11 protein-coding genes are annotated in these 18,847 nt (G+C 72.6%); 8 read left to right on the forward strand and 3 right to left on the reverse strand.

What is annotated here, in order from left to right; translation table 11 throughout:
- Window positions 1-240: 240 nt before the first annotated feature.
- From OG698_RS28020 to OG698_RS28055, 8 genes are all read left to right on the forward strand, one after another.
- Complete coding sequence (locus OG698_RS28020; protein WP_406106203.1) at window positions 241-1,845, forward strand: hypothetical protein; 1,605 nt, start codon at window positions 241-243, stop codon at window positions 1,843-1,845.
- The gene (locus tag OG698_RS28025; protein WP_406106205.1) at window positions 1,842-3,572 is read left to right on the forward strand and encodes a hypothetical protein; all 1,731 of its coding nucleotides are present in this window, start codon (window positions 1,842-1,844) and stop codon (window positions 3,570-3,572) included. The genes OG698_RS28020 and OG698_RS28025 overlap by 4 nt, the downstream gene beginning before the upstream one ends.
- 178 nt (window positions 3,573-3,750) lie before the next feature.
- Window positions 3,751-4,893, forward strand: a complete 1,143-nt coding sequence (locus OG698_RS28030; protein WP_406106206.1) for an acyltransferase family protein — start codon at window positions 3,751-3,753, stop codon at window positions 4,891-4,893.
- 64 nt (window positions 4,894-4,957) lie between these two features.
- A complete protein-coding gene (locus tag OG698_RS28035; RefSeq protein WP_406106208.1) occupies window positions 4,958-5,701 on the forward strand; it encodes a methyltransferase domain-containing protein in 744 nt (247 codons plus the stop codon).
- Between the two features lie 33 nt (window positions 5,702-5,734).
- On the forward strand, window positions 5,735-6,565 hold the full coding sequence (locus OG698_RS28040; RefSeq protein WP_406106210.1) for a TylF/MycF/NovP-related O-methyltransferase: 831 nt from the start codon (window positions 5,735-5,737) through the stop codon (window positions 6,563-6,565).
- 213 nt (window positions 6,566-6,778) lie between these two features.
- Window positions 6,779-10,288: a CDP-glycerol glycerophosphotransferase family protein gene (locus OG698_RS28045; RefSeq protein ID WP_406106212.1), complete on the forward strand. Its 3,510-nt coding sequence runs from the start codon at window positions 6,779-6,781 to the stop codon at window positions 10,286-10,288.
- Window positions 10,285-13,038 carry a CDP-glycerol glycerophosphotransferase family protein gene (locus tag OG698_RS28050; RefSeq protein ID WP_406106214.1) on the forward strand — a complete coding sequence of 918 codons (2,754 nt, stop codon included), beginning with the start codon at window positions 10,285-10,287 and terminating at the stop codon, window positions 13,036-13,038. Before OG698_RS28045 ends, OG698_RS28050 begins: the two co-directional genes overlap by 4 nt.
- A 2-nt stretch (window positions 13,039-13,040) precedes the next feature.
- The gene (locus tag OG698_RS28055; protein WP_406106216.1) at window positions 13,041-14,213 is read left to right on the forward strand and encodes a glycosyltransferase; all 1,173 of its coding nucleotides are present in this window, start codon (window positions 13,041-13,043) and stop codon (window positions 14,211-14,213) included.
- Window positions 14,214-14,237: 24 nt separating this feature from the next.
- Here the strand turns inward: OG698_RS28055 and OG698_RS28060 are convergent, their stop codons facing one another.
- From OG698_RS28060 to OG698_RS28070, 3 genes are all read right to left on the reverse strand, one after another.
- Complete coding sequence (locus OG698_RS28060; protein ID WP_406106218.1) at window positions 14,238-16,457, reverse strand: CDP-glycerol glycerophosphotransferase family protein; 2,220 nt, start codon at window positions 16,455-16,457, stop codon at window positions 14,238-14,240.
- Between the two features lie 150 nt (window positions 16,458-16,607).
- The gene (locus OG698_RS28065; RefSeq protein ID WP_100598930.1) at window positions 16,608-17,489 is read right to left on the reverse strand and encodes a carbohydrate ABC transporter permease; all 882 of its coding nucleotides are present in this window, start codon (window positions 17,487-17,489) and stop codon (window positions 16,608-16,610) included.
- Entirely contained in the window at window positions 17,486-18,844 is a 1,359-nt protein-coding gene (locus OG698_RS28070) for a carbohydrate ABC transporter permease (RefSeq protein ID WP_406106220.1), read from the reverse strand. Before OG698_RS28070 ends, OG698_RS28065 begins: the two co-directional genes overlap by 4 nt.
- Window positions 18,845-18,847 lie beyond the last annotated feature (3 nt).

Raw genomic sequence — 18,847 nt, forward strand, 5'->3', positions numbered from 1 at the left:
GCGCCGGCCCCGCTCCCGTTCGTCGGGAACGGGGCCGCCGGGTCCGGTCCGGTCGCTCCGGTCGGCAACTGCGCCTTCGCCCACCCGATCGGGTGATGCGAGGTCTTCGACGGTCGGGCGGCGCGCCTCACTGTCGCCAGGCGTTATGTCCCGTTTACTCGCCACCATCCCGCGCCGCACGCATGATCCATGACGGCAAGGCTGCGTCACAAATCGGATCATTTGGGACAGGATCGGCGGGTGCGCATCTCTTCGGACGGTCCGCGCGGCCGCACTCCCAGGGCCCTTCCCGCCGCCGCACCCGCCGTGACCGCGGTCTTGCTGCCGGGCCTGGTGATGGTGGGCCTCGGACTCTGGGGGCTCGATCGCGGCACGATCTGGCGGGACGAGGCCGCGACGATGCTCGTCGCCACCCGCACCCTGCCCCAGATCCACCATCTCCTCGGCAACATCGACGCCGTCCACGGCCTCTACTACGTACTGATCCACTTCGTGCTCGGCGGGCAGACCGACGCCTACCTGATACGACTGCCGTCCGTCTTCGGCGCGGCCGCGGCGGCCTGCCTCGTCGCCGCGCTCGGGATCCGCCTGGCCCGGCCCCGCGTGGGCCTGTGGGCCGGACTCCTGTACGCCGCCTCGCCGTTCACCGGCTACTACGCGCAGGAGGGCCGCTCGTACGCGATCGTCGCGGCGGGCGCCGCCGCGGCGACGCTCATACTCGTCCACTGCGTACGGCATCCGTCGTGGCCCGCCTGGGCCGGGTACGCCGCGCTCGTGACGGTGACCGCGTGGCTCCACGAGTTCGCCGTGCTCCTCCTCGCCGCGCACGCCGTCACCCTCCTCGTCTCACGCGCCGCCCCCGTGCTGTGGCGGGGCTGGGCGCCCGCCGCCGCTGCCGCCGTCCTGCTCGTCCTGCCCCTCGCCGACGAGGCGCGGGGGCAGAGCTTCCAGGTGGCGTGGATCCGCAGGCCGGGTTGGGGGGACGCGGAGGCGTTGCTGCGGCTCGCCGCAGGGCACCCCGGTGCCGTCTTCAACACCACGCTGGTGCTCGCTGCCGCCGCGGTGCTCGCCCCCTCGGTCCGCCGGGGGGCGTGCGGACTCGTGGCGGTCGCGCTGCCGCTGGCCGTGGTGCCGCCCGCGCTGCTGCTGACCGTCTCGCAGTGGCAGCCGCTGTACGCGCCGCGCTACACGTTCTTCGCGTTCGCCGGGCTGCCCCTGCTGGTGGCGGCCGGCGGGGACGCGGTCCTGCGGCGCCTGCCGCACCGGGTGCGCCCGTCCCGGTACGTCCAGGTGACCGCCGGGGCCGCACTGGTCGCGGTGGCGTTCTGGATGCAGTTCCCGGCGCAGCTGCGCGAGCGGTCGCCCGAGAGCCGCAGGGACGACTTCGGGTCGGTGGCGCGGATGGCGGAGCGGGACCTGCGGCCCGGTGACGCGCTGCTCTACCTGCCGAAAACCGGCCGGCGCCTGACGGAGACGTATCCGCGCGCCGTGGCCGGCGTGCGCGACGTGGCCCTGAAGTCGACGGGCGCCCGCTCCGGAACCCTGTACGGCGTGGACGCGAGCCCGGCCGAACTGCGCGCCCGGATGGCGTGCCTGACCCGCGTCTGGGTCCTCTTCGACGCGGAGGCGGGCCGCCCCGGCTGGCGCACCGACAACGCGATCGAACTCACCAAACTCACGCTCCTGGAACGGGACTTCACCCCCCTCGCCGAGTCGAGACGCCGCAGCGGGGTGCTGCGCCTGTACGAGCGTGTGGGCGGCCCGGCGCCCACGTGCGCGACCTCTGCGGGGCCGCCTGCCGGGGCGACCGCCGCGCCCACCGAGCCCACGCTGGAGTCACCGTGAACGCCATGCTCCTCGCCCTCCTCGACAACCGCCGCCCCGGCCGGGCGCGGACCGTGCCCGCCGCACGCGCCTCGCCCGCGTCCGGCATGCGCCGGTGGGCCGACCCCGCCGCCGTCCTCGCCGCGACGGCGCTGATCGCGGTCAGGGCCGCGGGACTCGGGCGCTGGATCGTCGACGACGCCGCCGTCACCTTCGCGTACGCGCGCAGCATCGACGAGGGCCTCGGCCCGGTCCAACTCCCGGGCGCCGCACCCGTGGAGGGCTACTCCAACCCGTCCTGGCTCGCCCTGATGGCCCTCGGCCGCAGACTCGGACTCTTCGACCACGGCGCGTTCCTGGGCGTCAGCGACCTCGTGCTCTACCCGAAAGCACTCGCGCTGCTGTGCACGGCCGGCACGCTCGCGTGCATCGCGTGGACGGCCCGCGCCGTGCTCCCCGGCCGCGCGTGGGCGGTAACGCTCCTGGCGGGCACGGCCCTCGCCACGAACCTGTCCTACGTGGCCTGGTCCTTCTCGGGCCTGGAGAATCCGCTGTACGGGCTGAGCGCCGCCGCGATGGCCGCGCTCCTCGTCCGGGGCGTCACCCGCGGCGACCTCACCGCCCCCCGCACCGCGGTTGCCGCCGCCACGATCGCCCTGCTCGCCGCGCTGACCCGCCCCGACGGTGCCGTACTCGCGGGCGCCTACCCCCTCGTCCTGGCCCTGTTCGTGCGCCGGCGTGAGCTGCCCCGCTCGGTCCGCGCGCTGGCCCTGCACGCAGGTGTCGTCGCCGTGCCCTATGGAGCGTTCCTGCTGTGGCGGCACGCCGTCTTCGGTCTGTGGGTGCCGAACACCGCGGTCGCCAAGGCGCAGCAGACCCCGCGACTCGCCCAACTCGCCCAGACCGGCGACCTGTTGACGTACGCCGGCTGGGCCTTCGCGCTGATCGGCGCGCTGTGCGCCGGTGCCGTCCTCGCGCGGCCCGGCAAGGGGCGGCGGGCCCTGGTGGCGCTGCTCGCGCCGCTGCTCCTGTCGCTCCTCGCGTACGGGGTGCTCGGCCGGGACTGGATGGCCCTGTACCGGTTCGCGACGCCGGTGTGGGTGCTCGCGGCGGCCGTCGCCGCACTGTCGGCCGTAGTGCTGTGGGAGGGGGAGGGGACACGCGGCCGGGCCGTCCTCGCCGCGGCGCTGACCGGCGCGCTGGTCCTCGCCCACGCCGGACAGGCCGAGCGCGAGGCCTCGTTCAGGGCTCACCCGACGCTCTCCATGTGCTTCGTCGCGGAACGCTACGGCCAGGTGTTCAACACGTACGCCGAGCGCCTCGGCCTGCGCCACGCCACCGTCGCCCTGCCCGACCTCGGCGGCACGCTGCTCACCACGCGGCTGCGCGTACTGGACCTGGCCGGCCTGACGGACCGCCGCATCGCGAACGCGTACGCCTCCGGCGACACGAGCGCCCTGCGTGACCATGTCCTTCGCGCCGAGCGCCCCGAACTCCTGCACGTCCACGCGGCCTGGGTGGACAAGCCGGGCCTGACCCTCGCACGCCTGGCGGACGCCGGGTACGTCCCGCTGTACCGGCAGCAGAACGGCGGTGACTTCGTCCGGGCCGGCGCCGTCCCGGACCCGGCCCGGATCACCGCCGTACGCGCCTGGGCCAAACCCCGCCTCGACCACTTGATCGCAGACCAGGACCACACCGGCGCCTGCGGCGCCACCCTCACCCCGGGCCAGGGGGCTGCCCTGTGACGATCACGCAGCTTCCCGCGCCCGCCCAGGCAGAGCCCTGCCTCGACCACCGGCGCCACAACTCTCACCCCGGGCCAGGGAGCCGCCCCGTGACGGACACGGTTCCTCCCGTGCCTGCGCGGGCCGGCCACATCAACGCCTGCCGCGCTCCCCTCACCCCCGCGCAGGGAGCCGCCCTGTGACCGCCACTCTTCTCCCTGCTGCTCCAGCCCGCCCCCGCAGCGCGGATGCGCGCGCGCCGCGGCTCGATTCGCTGACCGGGATGCGCTTCGTCGCGGCCCTCGCCGTCTTCGTTCACCACACCACCGGACTCGCCCCGGGCAGCGGTCTCGCGCAGGCGCCCGTGCTCTTCCCGTACTCGACCATGGGTGTCAACGGCGTCGGGTTCTTCTTCGTGCTGTCCGGGTTCCTGCTGGCCTGGGGGCACCGCCCCGGCACGCGTCGCGGTCTCTTCTACTGGCGTCGCGCCGGCCGCATCTGGCCCGCGCATCTCGCCGCCACGATCCCGTGCATCTGGGTGTTCCATCTCTGGGGCGGCGTGCCCACGGACGCGTTCAGCTTCGTCACGTCGCTGCTGCTCGTGCAGACCTGGTTCCCCGGCGTCGTGCCGATGTTCCCGGGCAACGGCGTGGCCTGGACGCTCAGTGTCGAGGTGTTCTTCTACCTCCTGTTCCCGTGGGTGATCGGCCCCGCGCTGCGCCTGCGCACCCGCACCCTCGCGCTCCTCGCGGCGTCCGGTCTCGCCGCCATGTGGGCCGTCAACTGGTGGGCCGCCGCGCACCTTTCGCCCTTCGCCCGCGAATGGGTCATGCGCCACCCGGTGACGCGCCTTCCCGAGTTCGCGGTCGGCCTCGTGTGCGCGATCGCCCTGCGCCGCGGCCACCGGATCGCCCTGCGCCCGGCCGCACTGCTCGCCGCCTCCGCCGCGTACACGGCCGTGTACTGCCACCGGACCGGCTGGTTCTCGCCGGACACGGTGGGCCAACTGGAATGGACTGTGCGGCCGCTCGTCGCCGTGTTCTCGGCGCTCTTCATCGTCGTGTACGCCCAGCGTGAGCTGTCCGGGCGCCGCGGAGCGCTCTCTTCGCGCCCCATGGTGCTGCTCGGCGCGTGGTCGTACGCGTTCTATCTGCTGCACCAGACGCTGAACCGGTACGTGCAGGACACCTGGGGCCGGATGCGGCCCGACAACTCCGCCCTGTTCACGCTGTGCGGACTCGCCGTCGCGGTGATCGCTCTGTCCTGGGCACTGTTCACGTACGTCGAGGAACCGGCCAGAAAGTGGTGGTCCCGGCACACGCCGCGCCGTCTCGCACGGTGACCCCACGCGGACATGCGCGTTGAAAAGCCATCAAGTCACCCCAACCCCCTTGATGGAGGCCGCCATGCACCAGTCCGCGTACGAACAGATGGAGCTCTGTGTCCGGAGCTACCTGCCGCGCGGGCGGCGGCTGCGGGTGGTCGACCTCGGCGCGCGGGTCTCGGACGGGCAGGTGCGCACCCACAAGTCGCTCTTGGAGGGGTACGACACCGAGTACGTCGGCGTCGACGTGCTGGAGGGGCGCAATGTGGACGCGGTGATGGCGAAGCCGTACCGCATCCCGGTTCGCTCCAACAGTGCCGACTTCCTCATCTCCGGCCAGGCCTTCGAGCACATCCCCTTCTTCTGGGCCTCGATGCTGGAGATCGCCCGGGTCCTCAAGCCGGAAGGCACCGCGTTCATCACGGCCCCCTCGCGCGGCCATGTGCACGACGCGCAGGACTGCTGGCGCTACTACCCGGACGGGATGCGCGCCCTCGCCGCGTACACGCGTCTCGAACTGCGCGAGGCGTACACCGACTTCCCGCCGATGAAGGGCATCCGGCACGCCTACGGCAGCATCGACGTCAAGCACGCCTACTGGGGCGACACCGTCGGCGTCTTCCGCAAGCCGGCCAAGTACCCGCGTCTGACCATGGCGTTCGTGCGCTCGACGACGCGCTGGTGGGCCAATCGCGTCGGCGGTGTCGACGGAGTGCCGCTGCCGACGCCGCTCGCGGGACGGGAGCGGTGCGGCCGGCCGCTGGCCTTTCCCAAGCCGACCGGCGCATCAAATGGTGAGAAACGCCTTCGGGTTGACGAAAAGTGACATGCGGAACAACGCGGACGTAAGGTGCCGCGCATGGCATGGCGAAGCGCAGTGAATGGCGTCATCAAGCAGCTCACCGGGTACCAGCTGACCCGCGTACCGGTGCCCGCTCCCCGGCAGGCCGCCCGCGCGTTTGAGCCTGCTCCGGCGGCGCAGGCGCCCAAGCCGACGCCGAAACCCAAGGGCCTGGTCCTCCCCGAGGACTACGACGACGAGGCGAAGACCATCATCCGTGCGGTCAAGCCGTACACGATGACCTCACCGGAGCGGCTCAACGCCTTCATCCTCGCCACCCGTCACATCGTCAGGCACAACATTCCCGGCGACATCGTCGAGTGCGGCGTGTGGCGCGGCGGTTCGATGCAGGCCTGCGCCAAGACCCTCCTCTCGCAGGGCGACACGGAGCGCGGCCTCTACCTCTTCGACACGTACGAGGGCATGACGCCGCCCACCGAGAAGGACCTCAGGCGCGACGGCAGATCCGCCGAGGAACTGCTCGCCGCCCAGGGCAAGGACCGCCCGATCTGGGCCGTCGCCACCCTCGACGACGTCAAGTCCGGTTTCCAGGGCGTTCCTTACCCCGCCGACCGGCTCCACTTCGTACAGGGCAGGGTCGAGGACACCGTCCCCCAGCAGGCCCCGGAGCAGATCTCGATCCTGCGCCTCGACACCGACTGGTACGCCTCCACCAAGCACGAACTCGACCATCTCTACGACCGGTTGGTGCCCGGCGGCGTCCTCCTCATCGACGACTACGGCTACTGGCAGGGCTCGCGGCAGGCCGTCGACGAGTTCCTGGAGAAGACCGGCGAGCGGCTGCTGCTCCTGCGCATGGACGAGGGGCGCATCGCCGTCAAGCCCTGACCCCGGCCCGTACCCCCGTGCCCCCGCACCCCCGACCCGACCGATCCCGCGCAGCGCGGCCGCCCGCCGGCCCGCTGCGCGGGATCGCTCGCGTGATCACCCGAACGGCTCAGGCGTGGTGACCCGGATCCACACGGCCGGTTGTTAACCAGTAGGTCCTCGCGGGTCGCGCAGCCGTGCCCGTCAGTTCTCCGGAAGGAATGTGCGCAGCGCATGACACCACGACTGACCGTCGTCGTCCCCATCTACAACGTCGAGGCGTACCTCGATGCCTGCCTGGAGTCGCTGGCCGCACAGACCATGCCCGACCTCGAAGTCGTGATGGTCGACGACGGCTCCACCGACGGGAGTCCGCTGATCGCCCGCGCCATGGCCGGGCGCGACCGGCGCTTCCGTTACGTCGGGCAGGGGAACGCGGGCCTCGGTGCGGCGCGCAACGCGGGTGCGGCCCTGGCCACGGGCGCGCATCTCGCCTTCGTGGACAGCGACGACGTGGTGCCGCACGACGCGTACGAGCGCATGCTCGACGCCCTGGAGCAGTCGGGCTCCGACTTCGCCACCGGCAACGTGCACCGGCTGCGCGTCGACGGGACGACCGAGCAGTCGGCCATGTTCCGCAAGGTGATGGGCTCCGACCGCTCCGCCACCCACGTCACCCGGTACTGGGGCCTGCTCGGGGACCGCATCGCCTGCAACAAGGTGTTCCGCAAGGACTTCTGGGACCGCCACGCGTTCGCGTTCCCCGTGGGCGTGCTCTTCGAGGACACCCCGGTCATGGTCCCTGCGCACTTCCTCGCCCGCAGCGTCGACGTCCTGTCCGGGCCCGTCTATCTGTGGCGCGACCGGGACGGCTCCATCACCAACCGGCGGGCGAGGCCGCGCGCCGTCGTCGACCGCACCGCCGCCGTCCGCTCGGCCAGCGGCTTCCTCGGGGACAAGGCGCGCGAGACGGCCGGCACTCCGGAGGCCGCGGGCTGGCTGGAGGGCAAGCGGCGTTACGACGCGACGGTGCTCGCCGGGGACCTGTGGCTGTTCATGGAGGCGCTGCCGCTCGGCGACGCCGCGTACCACGAGGCCTTCCTCGACTACGCCAACTCCTTCGCGGACACCGTCGACCCGGCCGTCCTCGCCGGGCTTCCGCTGGCCCTGCGCGTCAAGTGGCAGCTCATCCGGGAGCGCCGCCTGACCGAGCTGCTCGCGTTCATGACGTACGAGAAGAGCAACGGCACGACGTTCGTGGCGCGCGGGCCGCGCCGGCGCCGGGCGCAGTTCCCGCCCGTCACCGGGCCCCTGCCGCGCGGCGTGACCGCGCTCCGCAAGACCGATCTCCCGCTGAAGTCGCACATCACCGAGGCGTCCTGGGACGAGGACGGACGGCTGCGGCTCAAGGGCTTCGCCTATGTACGGAACCTGCCGGCGGGCCGGGTCGAGGCGCGCGCCAAGTTCGCGTGGCTTCGGGCGGGCAAGCGGCGTGCGGTGCCCCTGAAGGTCCGTACCGTCCGCTCCCGCGAGGCGACGTACCGCTCCAAGCAGGGGCTGCACAGCTACGACCGGTCCGGGTTCGAGACGGTCATCGACCCGGCGCGGCTCGTCACCAAGCGGCCGAGCACCGTCTGGAACCTCGAGATGGCCGCGTTCGGAGGCGGCCTGCTGCGCACCGGACCCGTGCGGATGGGCGGGCTCGCCGAGCTGCCCGTGCGCTACCTGGACGACTTCCTGCGGATCACTCCCCGGCTCAGCGCGGGCCGGCTCCGGCTGCGGGCCGAGCGCGTGAAGGCCCGGCTCGTGCGCCACGAGGAGTCCGGCGGCACCCTCAGGCTGGAGGGGGAGCTGGCCCCGGGAGCGCCCGCCGACCTCAAGGCGCTGCGCGTCGAGAACTGGCACACCAAGGAGGCGTACGACCTCCCCGTGGAGCGCTCGGGTCGCGCCTTCACCGCCGAGCTGCGCCTCGACCTGATCGCGGATACCGGGACCGACGACTCCGGCGCGCCCCGCAAGACCGATCCGTGGGGCGTCGGCCTGGTGCGCGGGGACGACGAGTGGCAGGCCCTCGCGGTCCGCCCGGACACCCCGGCGGGCCGGCACCCGCTCGGCGCCGGGCGCGAACTCCTCGTGCTCGCCAACGCCGCGGGGAACGTCGAGCTGCGGAATCAGACCGTACGGCCGCTCGTCGACACCCTGAGCTGGGGCGAGGACGGGCGGCTCACCGTCGGGGGCAGCTTCCCCGAGGAGTCCGGGACGGCGTGGGAGCTGCTGCTCCAGCACAGTGGCCACGACGAGGAGGCCGTCCTTCCGGTCGAGGTGTCCGGCGGGCGGTTCGACGCGGCGCTGTGTCCGGACGCGGTCGCGGGCCCCGCCGGAGTCCTGCCGCTCGCCGAGGGCCGCTGGTACCTGTTCCTGCGCGAGCCGGGCGAGACCGACTCCGGCCGGTACCGCCAGGTCCATGTCGCGCCCGCCCGGCACGAGAGCCTGCCCCTCGTACGGTCCCTGGGCGGCCGGGACTTCAGCGTCGGGCGCCGCTACTACGACCGCCTCGTCATCGGGTCGGGATCCGGCCTCGCCGTCACGGAGCGCGGCGGCGCCCAGCAGGGCGCGCTGCGCACCCGCTACGCGTCCCTGCGCGTCGAGCCCCGCACCGACACGGTCCTGTACTCCAGCTTCGACGGCCGTCAGTACTCGGACTCGCCGCGCGCCGTGCACGAGGAGCTCGTCGCCCGCGGCGAACCCCTTGAGCATCTCTGGGTCGTGCGCGACCAGCAGGTCACGGTGCCCGCGAGCTGCCGACCCGTGGCCCTGTGGAGCACCGAGTGGTACGAGGCCCTGGCCCGCAGCCGCTACGTCGTCACCAACACGCAGTTGCCCGACTGGTTCGAGCGCGCCGAGGACCAGTACGTCGTACAGACCTGGCACGGCACCCCGCTCAAGCGCATCGGCCGCGACCTGGCGGACAGCCCGTCCGGCGACCAGCGTTACATCGCGACGCTGCCGGAGCGCGCCGCGCAGTGGAACCTGCTCGTCTCCCCGAACCGTTTCTCCACCCCCGTCCTGCGGGGCGCGTTCGGCTACCACGGCGAGGTCCTGGAGTCCGGCTATCCGCGCAACGACCTGCTGCACGCGGCGGACCGCGCGAAGGTCGCCGCCACGGTCCGCGAACGCCTCGGCATCCCCGAGGGCAGGCGCGTCGTCCTCTACGCCCCCACCTGGCGCGAGAACCAGCCGCGCAGGGGCGGCCGCTACGGGCTCGACCTCCGCCTCGACCTGGCGGCGGCCGAGCGGGCCCTCGGCGAGGACCACGTCCTCCTCGTGCGCCGCCACTACCTCGTCGGCGGCACCGTCCCGGGCGCCGCGTCCGGCTTCGTGCGCGACGTGACCCGTCACCCGGACGTAGGTGAACTCCTGCTGATCAGCGACGTGTTGGTGACCGACTACTCGTCGCTGATGTTCGACTTCGCGCAGACCGGCCGGCCGATGCTCTTCCACACCTACGACCTCGACCACTACCGGGACACGCTCCGAGGCTTCTACTTCGACTTCGTCGCGCAGGCGCCGGGACCGCTGCTCACCACCGGCGAGGAGGTCGTCGAGGCGCTGCGCGACCCGGCCGCCGCGACCGCCGGGCACCGGGACGCATACCGCCGCTTCCGCGAGGTGTTCTGCGACCTGGACGACGGACGCGCCGCCGCGCATGTCGCCGACGCCATGCTGCCGGGAGGCCGCCGATGAGCACGCCCGAGGTGTACGACATCAGCTGCGTCGTCGTCTGCGGCACGGACGCCGCCGCCCTGCGCGCCACCGTGCGGTCCGTGCTCGACCAGACCCTGGCCGCCACCGAGGCCGTCCTCGTCACGGCCGGGGCGGACGAGACGGCCGCGTCGCTCGCGGCCGGCGACCCGCACCGGATCCGGCTCGTCCACGCCGGTGCCGAGAGCCCGGCGTGCGTCCTGCGCGACCTGGGCCTCGCCGCCGCCCGCGGCCGGTACGTCATGGTCGCCGCCCCGGGCGAGCGGCTCGAACGGCACGCCTGCCGCAACCTCTTCGAGGCGGGCCGCCGCACGGACGCCGACCTCGTCGCGGGCCGCTGGGACAAGGCGCCCGCCTGGCACAGGGAGCTGCACGCCAGGTCCCGCGTCGTCGAGGACCTCGCGGACGCGCCCGAACTCGTCACGCGCGACAGCCTGAGCGCCGGGTTCTGCGTGCGGCGCGGCGCACTCGGCGCGCTGTCCGGCGCCGGACGGGCCTCCCTCGGCGTGCGGGCCGCCCTCGCCGCCCGGCGCATCGCGCTCGTCCCGAACCTGATCACCACCGGATGTGCCCCGGCCGACCCGGTACGGGACCTGCCCCGCGCCGCCGACGCCCAGCGCGGCACGCTGGAGCTCCTGGACGGCGACGCCCTGCGCGCGGCCCGCGAGAGCGCCTTCCTCACCGACCACGTCATCCCGTGCGTCCGCGCGTTCGTGGCGCTCGGCCCCGAAGACCGCCGGGAGGCGGCGGACTCTCTCGCCCCGAGCCTGCGGGGCCTCGTCACCCCGGACGCGCTGCGCGCTCTGCCGCCCGTCGAGCGCATCGGCGTACAACTCCTCGTCGACGGGGACGCCGACGGCGTGCAGGCCGCCGCGTACGCCCTGGCCCGGCCCGGCACCGTCGTCTCCCCGCTCGTCATGACGGGCGGCGGACGTGTCCGCTGGAGCGCGGAACACGCCGACGACGACACGTTCGACGTCACCGAACTCGGCCACCAGTACCGGCAGTTCACCGACCTCCGTCTCCTGAACCGCGTCACACACTGCCTGCGCCAGGGCGCGGTGCTTGCCGTCGAGGGGCGGCTCGTCGTGCCGCTCGGCCTCCTGGACGACCGGCCCGCGCTGGCCGCCCGCCTCGAGGTCTCGGTCCGCGACGGCCGTGCGCACACGCTCTCCGTGCCGGTGGCAGACGTACGCCAGGAGGACGGGGGTGTCGTGTGGCGGACCGAGCTGCCCCTCACCGGGGCGCTGCGCCCGCTCGGCATCGGCGACCGCGTATGGGACCCGCGGCTCGTCCTCACCGTGGACGGCGTTCCCGTCACCACCGACCTGGTCGCCGACAAGGCGTCCGTCCCCACCCGGGCCAGCGCTCTCCCGGCCCGCCCCCGCCTGACGCGCCTCACCGCCGACACCTGGCAGCCCTACGTCACGGCCAAGCACCACCTGGCCGTCTGCCTGTTGCCGCGCCGCCGCGCAGCCCGCACCGCCCAGACCGTCCTGCACTACGTCACCCACTTCAGGCCCGCCCGCAAGCTGAAGCCCGTACTGCGTGCCCTGGACAGGAAGCGCGAGGCGCTGCACTCCCAGCGGGTCAAGCTGCGCGTGTACCGGCGGATCCTGGCCAGGCTGCCCGTCAGCAAGGGCCTCGTCGTCTTCGAGAGCCACATGGGCAAGAGCTACGGGGACAGCCCGCGCGCCGTGCACGAGGAGCTCCTGGCGCGCGGCGCCCGGGTGCGCTGCGTCTGGTCGTACGCCACGTCCCCCGCCGGGTTCCCGGACGGCGCGCGGCTCGTGCGCCGCTGGTCCTGGCGCTATCTGTGGGCCCTGGCCCGCGCCGAGTGGTGGGTCGACAACCAGGGTTTCCCGCACGCCCTCGACAAGCCGCGCCACACCACGTATCTGCAGACCTGGCACGGATCCGCCTACAAGCGCATGGGGTTCGACGAGGCGCGGCACAGGACGCGGAACGCGCCCGAGCGCGAGAAGCTGCGGCGCGCGGTCGGCCGGTTCGACCACTTCATGGTCCGCTCGGAACACGACGTGCGGACTCTGGCCCACGCGTACCGCATCCCTGAGGAGCGGCTGCTGCGCGCCGGATACCCGCGCAACGACCGCCTCGTGGAGGCCCGCGGGCGCGACGAGCGCGAGGGCCGCTTCCCGCGCCCGGCGCCCGCCACGGAACTCGGCATCCCGGACCACCGCACGGTGGTGCTGTACGCCCCCACGTTCCGCGGCGTACCGAAGAAGGGGCGGGCCGTCCAACTGCCGCTCGATGTACGGGAATTCGCCGAGCGCTTCGGCGACACGCACGTCCTGCTCGTGCGCGCCCACTACACGGAGGCGGCGAGCCTGCCCGTCACCCCGCCCGGCACCGTCATCGACGTCTCCGGCCACCACGACGTGAGTGAACTCCTCGTCCTCGCCGACGTGTTGATCACCGACTACTCGTCGATCATGTTCGACTACGCCCTTCTCGACCGGCCCCTCGTCCACTTCGCGCCGGACCTCGATGCCTACGCGGCCGACCGCGGCACCTACTTCGACCTGCGGACGACCGCTGCCGGGCCCGTCGTCGAGACGCAGGAGGAGCTGCTGCGGACCCTCGACGGGCTCAAGGCGGCCGACGGCGAGTGGCAGGCCGCGCGCCGCGCGTTCGCCGCCGACTTCGGCTCCTACGACGACGGCGGCGCCGCCCGCGCGGCCGCCGACCTCATCCAAGGGAAGAAGGGCTGAGCATGACCGCATCGACCACCGCGACCGCCCCGCGCACGGGCCGCGACCTCTTCCTCGTCGCCAACACCGTCGACGAACTGGGCGGCGTCACCGCCTGGACCCACCAGATGGCCCGCCTCTTCCAGCGCGCGGGCCACCGCGTCCACGTCATCGGCGTCCACGAGGCGGAGCTCAAGCTCACCCTCCCCGCCGACCTCGGCTACGACGTGACAAGCCTCTACCGCGCCCACCCCCCGACCCCGCGCCCCGTGCGCGGCCTCGCCCGCCTCAACCCCGCCGCGCACCGCCGCGAAGCCGCACGCCTCGCGGAGAGGGGGCGCGCCGTCGCCCGCCTCTCGGAGCTCTTCCGCGCCGCCCGCCCCGGCGCCGTAGCCGTCGTGACCCAGGTGTGGCCCATGGAATGGCTGCGCGAGGCGGACACCGCGGGCCTGCGGATCATCGGCATGAGCCACGAGTCGTACGCCTATACGCGGGCCTGCCACCGCTACCGGTCCGTCAAGCGGAACTACCCGTCCGCCGACCGCTGGCTCGCCCTCACCCAGGAGGACGCCGACGACTGGATCGCCGACGGCATGCACAACGTCGGCGCCATGCCGAACGCCCTCGCCCACCTGCCCGAGATCCCCTCGCCGCGCACCGCGAAGGTCGTGTGCAGCATCGGCCGCCTCGCCGACCAGAAGGGCATCGACATGCTCGTCGACACCTGGGCCGAGGTCGCCCCGCGCCGGCCCGGCTGGACCCTGCGGATCTACGGTGCCGGGACCGACGAGCCGGACCTGCGGCGCCAGTGCACCGAGCTGGGCCTCGACGGCTCGGTGGAGTGGATGGGCCGCACGGACGACGTGGCGGGGGCGCTCGCCGGGAGCGCCGTGTTCGTCCAGTCGTCGCGCGGCGAGGGTTTCCCCCTCGCGCTGATGGAGGCCATGGCGAGCGCCGTGCCGTGCGCCGCGTTCGACTGCGCGCCCGGGGTGCGGGAGATCGTGCGCGACGGCGAGGACGGCCTCCTCGCGCCTCCCGGCGACACCGCCGCCCTCGCCGACCGCCTCCTGCGCCTCACCGGCAACCCGCGACTGCGGGACGCGATGGGGGAGCGGGCCAGGGTCAATGTGCAGCGGTTCTCCGAGGAGCGCGTCCTGGAACGCTGGGAGGAGCTGTTCGACCTGTTGGAGCGGTGAGGCCCGGCCCCGCGCCTTCCGTGCTCAGGCGCGCGGGCCGACCCGTTCACCCGCGGGCTCCTGGCGCGGCCCGGCGAGCGGCACCTCGCGCACGGACCGCGCCTCCTCGTCCTCGCCGAGCACGACGTGCCGCACGACCCGCTCGGCCGCCCGCCCGTCGTCGTACGGGCAGAAGCGCTCGCGGAACGCGGCCCGCAGCTGCGCCGAGCGCGAGCCGCGCCAGTGCCCCGTCGCGAAGATGTCGATCAGCTCGTCCTCGCTGCGGGCGACGGCGCCGGGCGGGGACGTGCGCAGGTCGAAGTACGTGCCGCGCGACGCCTCGTACGCCTCCCAGTCGTCGGCGTGGATCACGATGGGCCGGTCGAGGTTGGCGTAGTCGAACATCAGGGACGAGTAGTCGGTGACGAGCGCGTCCGCCGCAAGGCACAGCGACTCGACGCTCGGATGGCCGGAGACGTCGACGACACGGCCGGTGCCCTGCTCGAAAGGTGTCTGGTGCAGCGGGTGGGCGCGGGTCAGGACGACGAAGTCCGTGCCGAGCCGGCGCAGCACCCGCTCCAGGTCGAGAGCGCAGCGCTGGGTGCGGCGGTAGTCGCGGTGGGTGGGCGCGTACAGGATCGCCGTCGTGCCCTCCGGGATGCCGAGGCTCTCGCGGATGCGGGCCATGTCCCGCGAACTCGCCCGGTGGAAGGCGTCGTTGCGCGGATACCCGTACTCCAGCGTCGTGTACGCGGACGGGTAGACGCGCTCCCACACGAGGGTGGAGTGCCGGTTGGCGGACAGGACGTAGTCCCAGGTGTCGACGGAGCGCAGGAGCTGGTCGAAGTCCTGGCCGCGGGCCGCCGCCGGGTGGTCCTGGAGGTCGAGGCCCATCTTCTTCAGGGGCGTGCCGTGCTGCGTCTGGATCACGACCTGGCCGGGGCGCTTGACCAGCCTGCGGTCGAAGTCGACGTTGTTGACCAGGTACTTGGAGCGGGCCAGCGCCGTCCAGTAGGCGGCGGTCCCGGGACTCAGGGCGCGGGTGCCGGACGGCAGGGTGTGGTGGTGCTCGGGCCCGGCGATCCACGCGGTGGCGACATGCGGCGCGTACGCGCGGAACGCGGCTTCCAGGGCCCCCGGGTTGCAGCCGTAGCCGCGCCCCCAGTAGCTGGAGAACACGGCCCGGTCCGCGCGCACCGGGAGCCGCAGCTGCACGCGGTAGTGCGCCTGGAGGACGGCCGCCCGGGCCGTACGCCGCAGCCGGCCCGTGAACCCCCGGACCCGCCGCACGAGACGCATCGCCGCGGCCAGCGACCGGTACGTGCGGTGCGAACCGAGCCGCACCAGGCCGTGCCGGAGGCGGTCGCGGGCGGCGACGGACGCGCCCGGGACGCGGTAACGGCGGTAGTGCGCGCGGGCCCTGCGCAGGAAGTCGGGGCGGGCGCCGCGCGCCAGCCGGTCCGGGTTCGTGAACACCGTGGCGAAGTGCTCGACCATCCGCCGGAACAGCAACGGGCGCCACGCGTCCGCGAGGTCGGGGTGAGCGTCGAGGAACGCGAAGACACGGTCGTACTGGTCGAAGACGTCGAAGTGCTCGTGGGACGTGGTGCCCAGGATGTTGCCCCGGCGGCGCTGGCGGTAGTGGACGCAGACCCGGTCGAGGGTGGCGATCGTCCGCGCCGACATCAGGACCGGATAGGTCCAGGGGGTGTCCTCGTAGTAGCCGGGCGGGAAGGCGAAGCCCTGCTCCTCGATGAAGGCGCGCCGGTACGCCTTGTTCCAGACCACCATGAGGAGTTGGAGGATCTCGGGCCGGTCGGCGAGCGCGAACGGCGCCGGTCCGTCCTGTGTGAGACGGTCCGCGTACTGGTTGCGCACGGCCTCGCCCGTCCAGTACGTGCGGGCGTAGTCGTAGACCAGGACGTCGGGGCCGCCGGTCTCCTCGATGCGGTCCGTGATCGCCTGGAGCGCGCCCGGCGTGAGGGTGTCGTCGCTGTCGAGGAAGAGGACGTAGTCCCCGGTGGCGTGTTCGAGACCGGCGTTGCGGGCACGGCCAAGACCCACGTTCTCCGGCAGACGCACCGTCCGCACCCGCTTGTCCCGCGCCGCGAACTCGTCGGCGATCGCGCCGCTCGCGTCCGGCGAGCAGTCGTCGACCGCGATCACCTCAAGATCGGAACATGACTGTTCCAGGACGGATTCGAGGCACGCGTGCAGGTAGGCCTGCACCTTGTACACGGGGACGATGACACTGAACCGGGGCAAGACGCATCCATGGGTCGGCACGGGCATACTGCCCGGCAACGGCCGATGGAGTGATCCGGTTACGCCAGATGTGGCATACGAGGGACCCCTCGGTAGCCGAAGAGGGGCGAACCGTGACCGGTCCGCCCCTCAAATCGCCTGCGGATGCGGCTATTTCACCGCTCCTGCCATCACACCGGACACGAATTGCCGCTGGAAGGCGAAGAACACGGCCAGCGGGATCACCATCGAGATGAAGGCGCCGGGCGCCAGGATCTCGATGTTCCCGCTGAACTGCCGCACCTGCTGCTGGAGCGCGACCGTCAGCGGCTGCGAGCCGGAGTCGGAGAAGATCAGCGCGACCAGCATGTCGTTCCACACCCACAGGAACTGGAAGATGCCGAGCGACGCGATGGCCGGGCCGCCGAGCGGCAGGACCACCGTCGCGAAGAGCCGCGCCTCTCCCGCGCCGTCGAGCCGTGCCGCTTCCAGGAGTTCACGGGGGATCTCCGCGAAGAAGTTGCGCAGCAGGAAGATCGCGAACGGCAGCCCGAAGCCGACGTGGAACAGGATGACGCCGATGATGCTGCCGAAGATACCGATCTTCCCGAAGAGTTCGGACAGCGGGATCAGCGCCACCTGCACCGGCACCACGAGCAGCCCGACGACCGCCATGAACCAGCCGTCTCGGCCCTTGAAGTCCATGCAGGCGAAGGCGTATCCGGCCATCGACCCGATGATCACGACGAGGAGCGTCGCCGGGACCGTGATCCAGATCGTGTTGAACAGGGCGTGGGTGATCTCGTCCTTCTCCAGGAGCGTCTGATAGCTCTTGGTCGTCAGCTGGGCCGGGGCGGTGAAGACCTTCCACCAGCCCGACGCGGCGATGTCCGTCGGATCGCGGAACGAGGAGACCAGCAGCCCGAAGGTCGGCACCAGCCAGAACAGGCCGACCACGAGCAGGAAGGCACGCAGCGCCCCACCCGCCGCGCCGCTCGCGATCCGGGCGGCGAGCGAACGCTTGGCGCGCACGGACGTGTCGAGTGCGGTCACCGCTGACGCTCCTTCCGCAGCCGGCGGATGTTGACCCACATCACCGGGAGGACGAGCAGCAGGAGCAGCACGCCGATCGCGCTGCCCGCGCCGAAGTTCCCCTGGCCGCCGAACGCGGACAGGAACAGCTGGAGGGCCAGGACGTTGGCGTCGTCCTGGGAGGGCTGCGGCGCGATGATGTAGATCAGGTCGAAGATCTTCATCACGTTGATCATCAGCGTGACCAGGACGACGGTGAGGACCGGCGCGAGCAGCGGCACGGTGACCTTGCGGAACACCTGCCACTCGTTCGCCCCGTCGACGCGCGCCGCCTCCAGGAGGTTACGGTCGATGCCCGCGAGCCCGGCCGCGATCAGGACCATCGCGAAGCCGGCCCACATCCAGGCGTACGCGCCGATGATCGACGGCGTCACCAGGGTCGGTCCGAGCCACTCGACGCCGTTGTAGGCGGTCGCGAAGTTCGAGCCCGGGAGCCGGAGTTGGGCTCCGTCGGCCGACTTGGGCAGGGTGAAGGTGCCGTCGTCGCCGCTGGTGGCGGACGCGACGACCTTGCCGCCCTTCACCGCCTCCACCTTGACGCCCTTCAGGGCCTTCTCGCCCGCGTCGACCGCGCCCTTCTCGCCGCCTCCGCCGAGCTTGAAGTCCAGCCAGACCGTCCCGGTGACCTTGTCGCCCCCGGCGCTCGCCGGCTTGGCGTTCTGCGGGTTGCCGGGCACCTTGTCGGGTGCGATACCGACGAGCGGCAGGAACGCCGGGGTACCGGCCTGAGCTGTCTGCTTCGTCGTGAACGAACCGCCGCCGGACGCCTTGAGGTCGCTGCCGATGGCAGGGCGCGCCTTGGGGTACACGGAGGCGTCGGCGAACGCGTCGTGCACGGACGTCACGATCGCGTTGGCCGCGCCCTGGTTCGGGTCCTGCTCGTAGACCAGGCGGAAGATGATGCCCGCCGCCAGCATCGAGATCGCCATCGGCATGAAGACGATCAGCTTGAACGCGGTGCCCCAGCGCACCCGTTCGGTCAGCACCGCGAAGATCAGGCCGAGCGCCGTGCACAGGGCCGGCGCCACGGCCACCCAGATTGCCGTGTTCCTGACCGCGATCAGCGTCTGGTGGTCGCGGAAGATGTCGCTGTAGTTGTCGAGGCCGACGAATTCCGAGCCGCCGGAGTCGTAGAGGCTGCGCCAGACCGAGTACCCGATCGGGTAGACCACGAGCGCGCCGAGCAGGACGAGCGCGGGCAGCAGAAACAGCGCCGCCACCCACGGCCGGGTCCCGATCACGCTCTTGCGCGGTGTTCCGGACGGCGCCGGCGGCAGTGCGCCGGCGCCCCCCGCCTTCGCCACGGAGGACGACATACC

The organism is Streptomyces sp. NBC_01003 (assembly GCF_045162695.1).
Taxonomy (GTDB): domain Bacteria; phylum Actinomycetota; class Actinomycetes; order Streptomycetales; family Streptomycetaceae; genus Streptomyces.

Bases quoted from the DNA above. Each gene is read 5' to 3' on its own strand.
- OG698_RS28035 (WP_406106208.1), top strand. From the start codon at position 4,958: ATGCACCAGTCCGCGTACGAACAGATGGAGCTCTGTGTCCGGAGCTAC.
- OG698_RS28040 (WP_406106210.1), top strand. From the start codon at position 5,735: ATGGCATGGCGAAGCGCAGTGAATGGCGTCATCAAGCAGCTCACCGGG.
- OG698_RS28045 (WP_406106212.1), top strand. From the start codon at position 6,779: ATGACACCACGACTGACCGTCGTCGTCCCCATCTACAACGTCGAGGCG.
- OG698_RS28050 (WP_406106214.1), top strand. From the start codon at position 10,285: ATGAGCACGCCCGAGGTGTACGACATCAGCTGCGTCGTCGTCTGCGGC.
- OG698_RS28055 (WP_406106216.1), top strand. From the start codon at position 13,041: ATGACCGCATCGACCACCGCGACCGCCCCGCGCACGGGCCGCGACCTC.
- OG698_RS28070 (WP_406106220.1), bottom strand. From the start codon at position 18,844: ATGTCGTCCTCCGTGGCGAAGGCGGGGGGCGCCGGCGCACTGCCGCCG.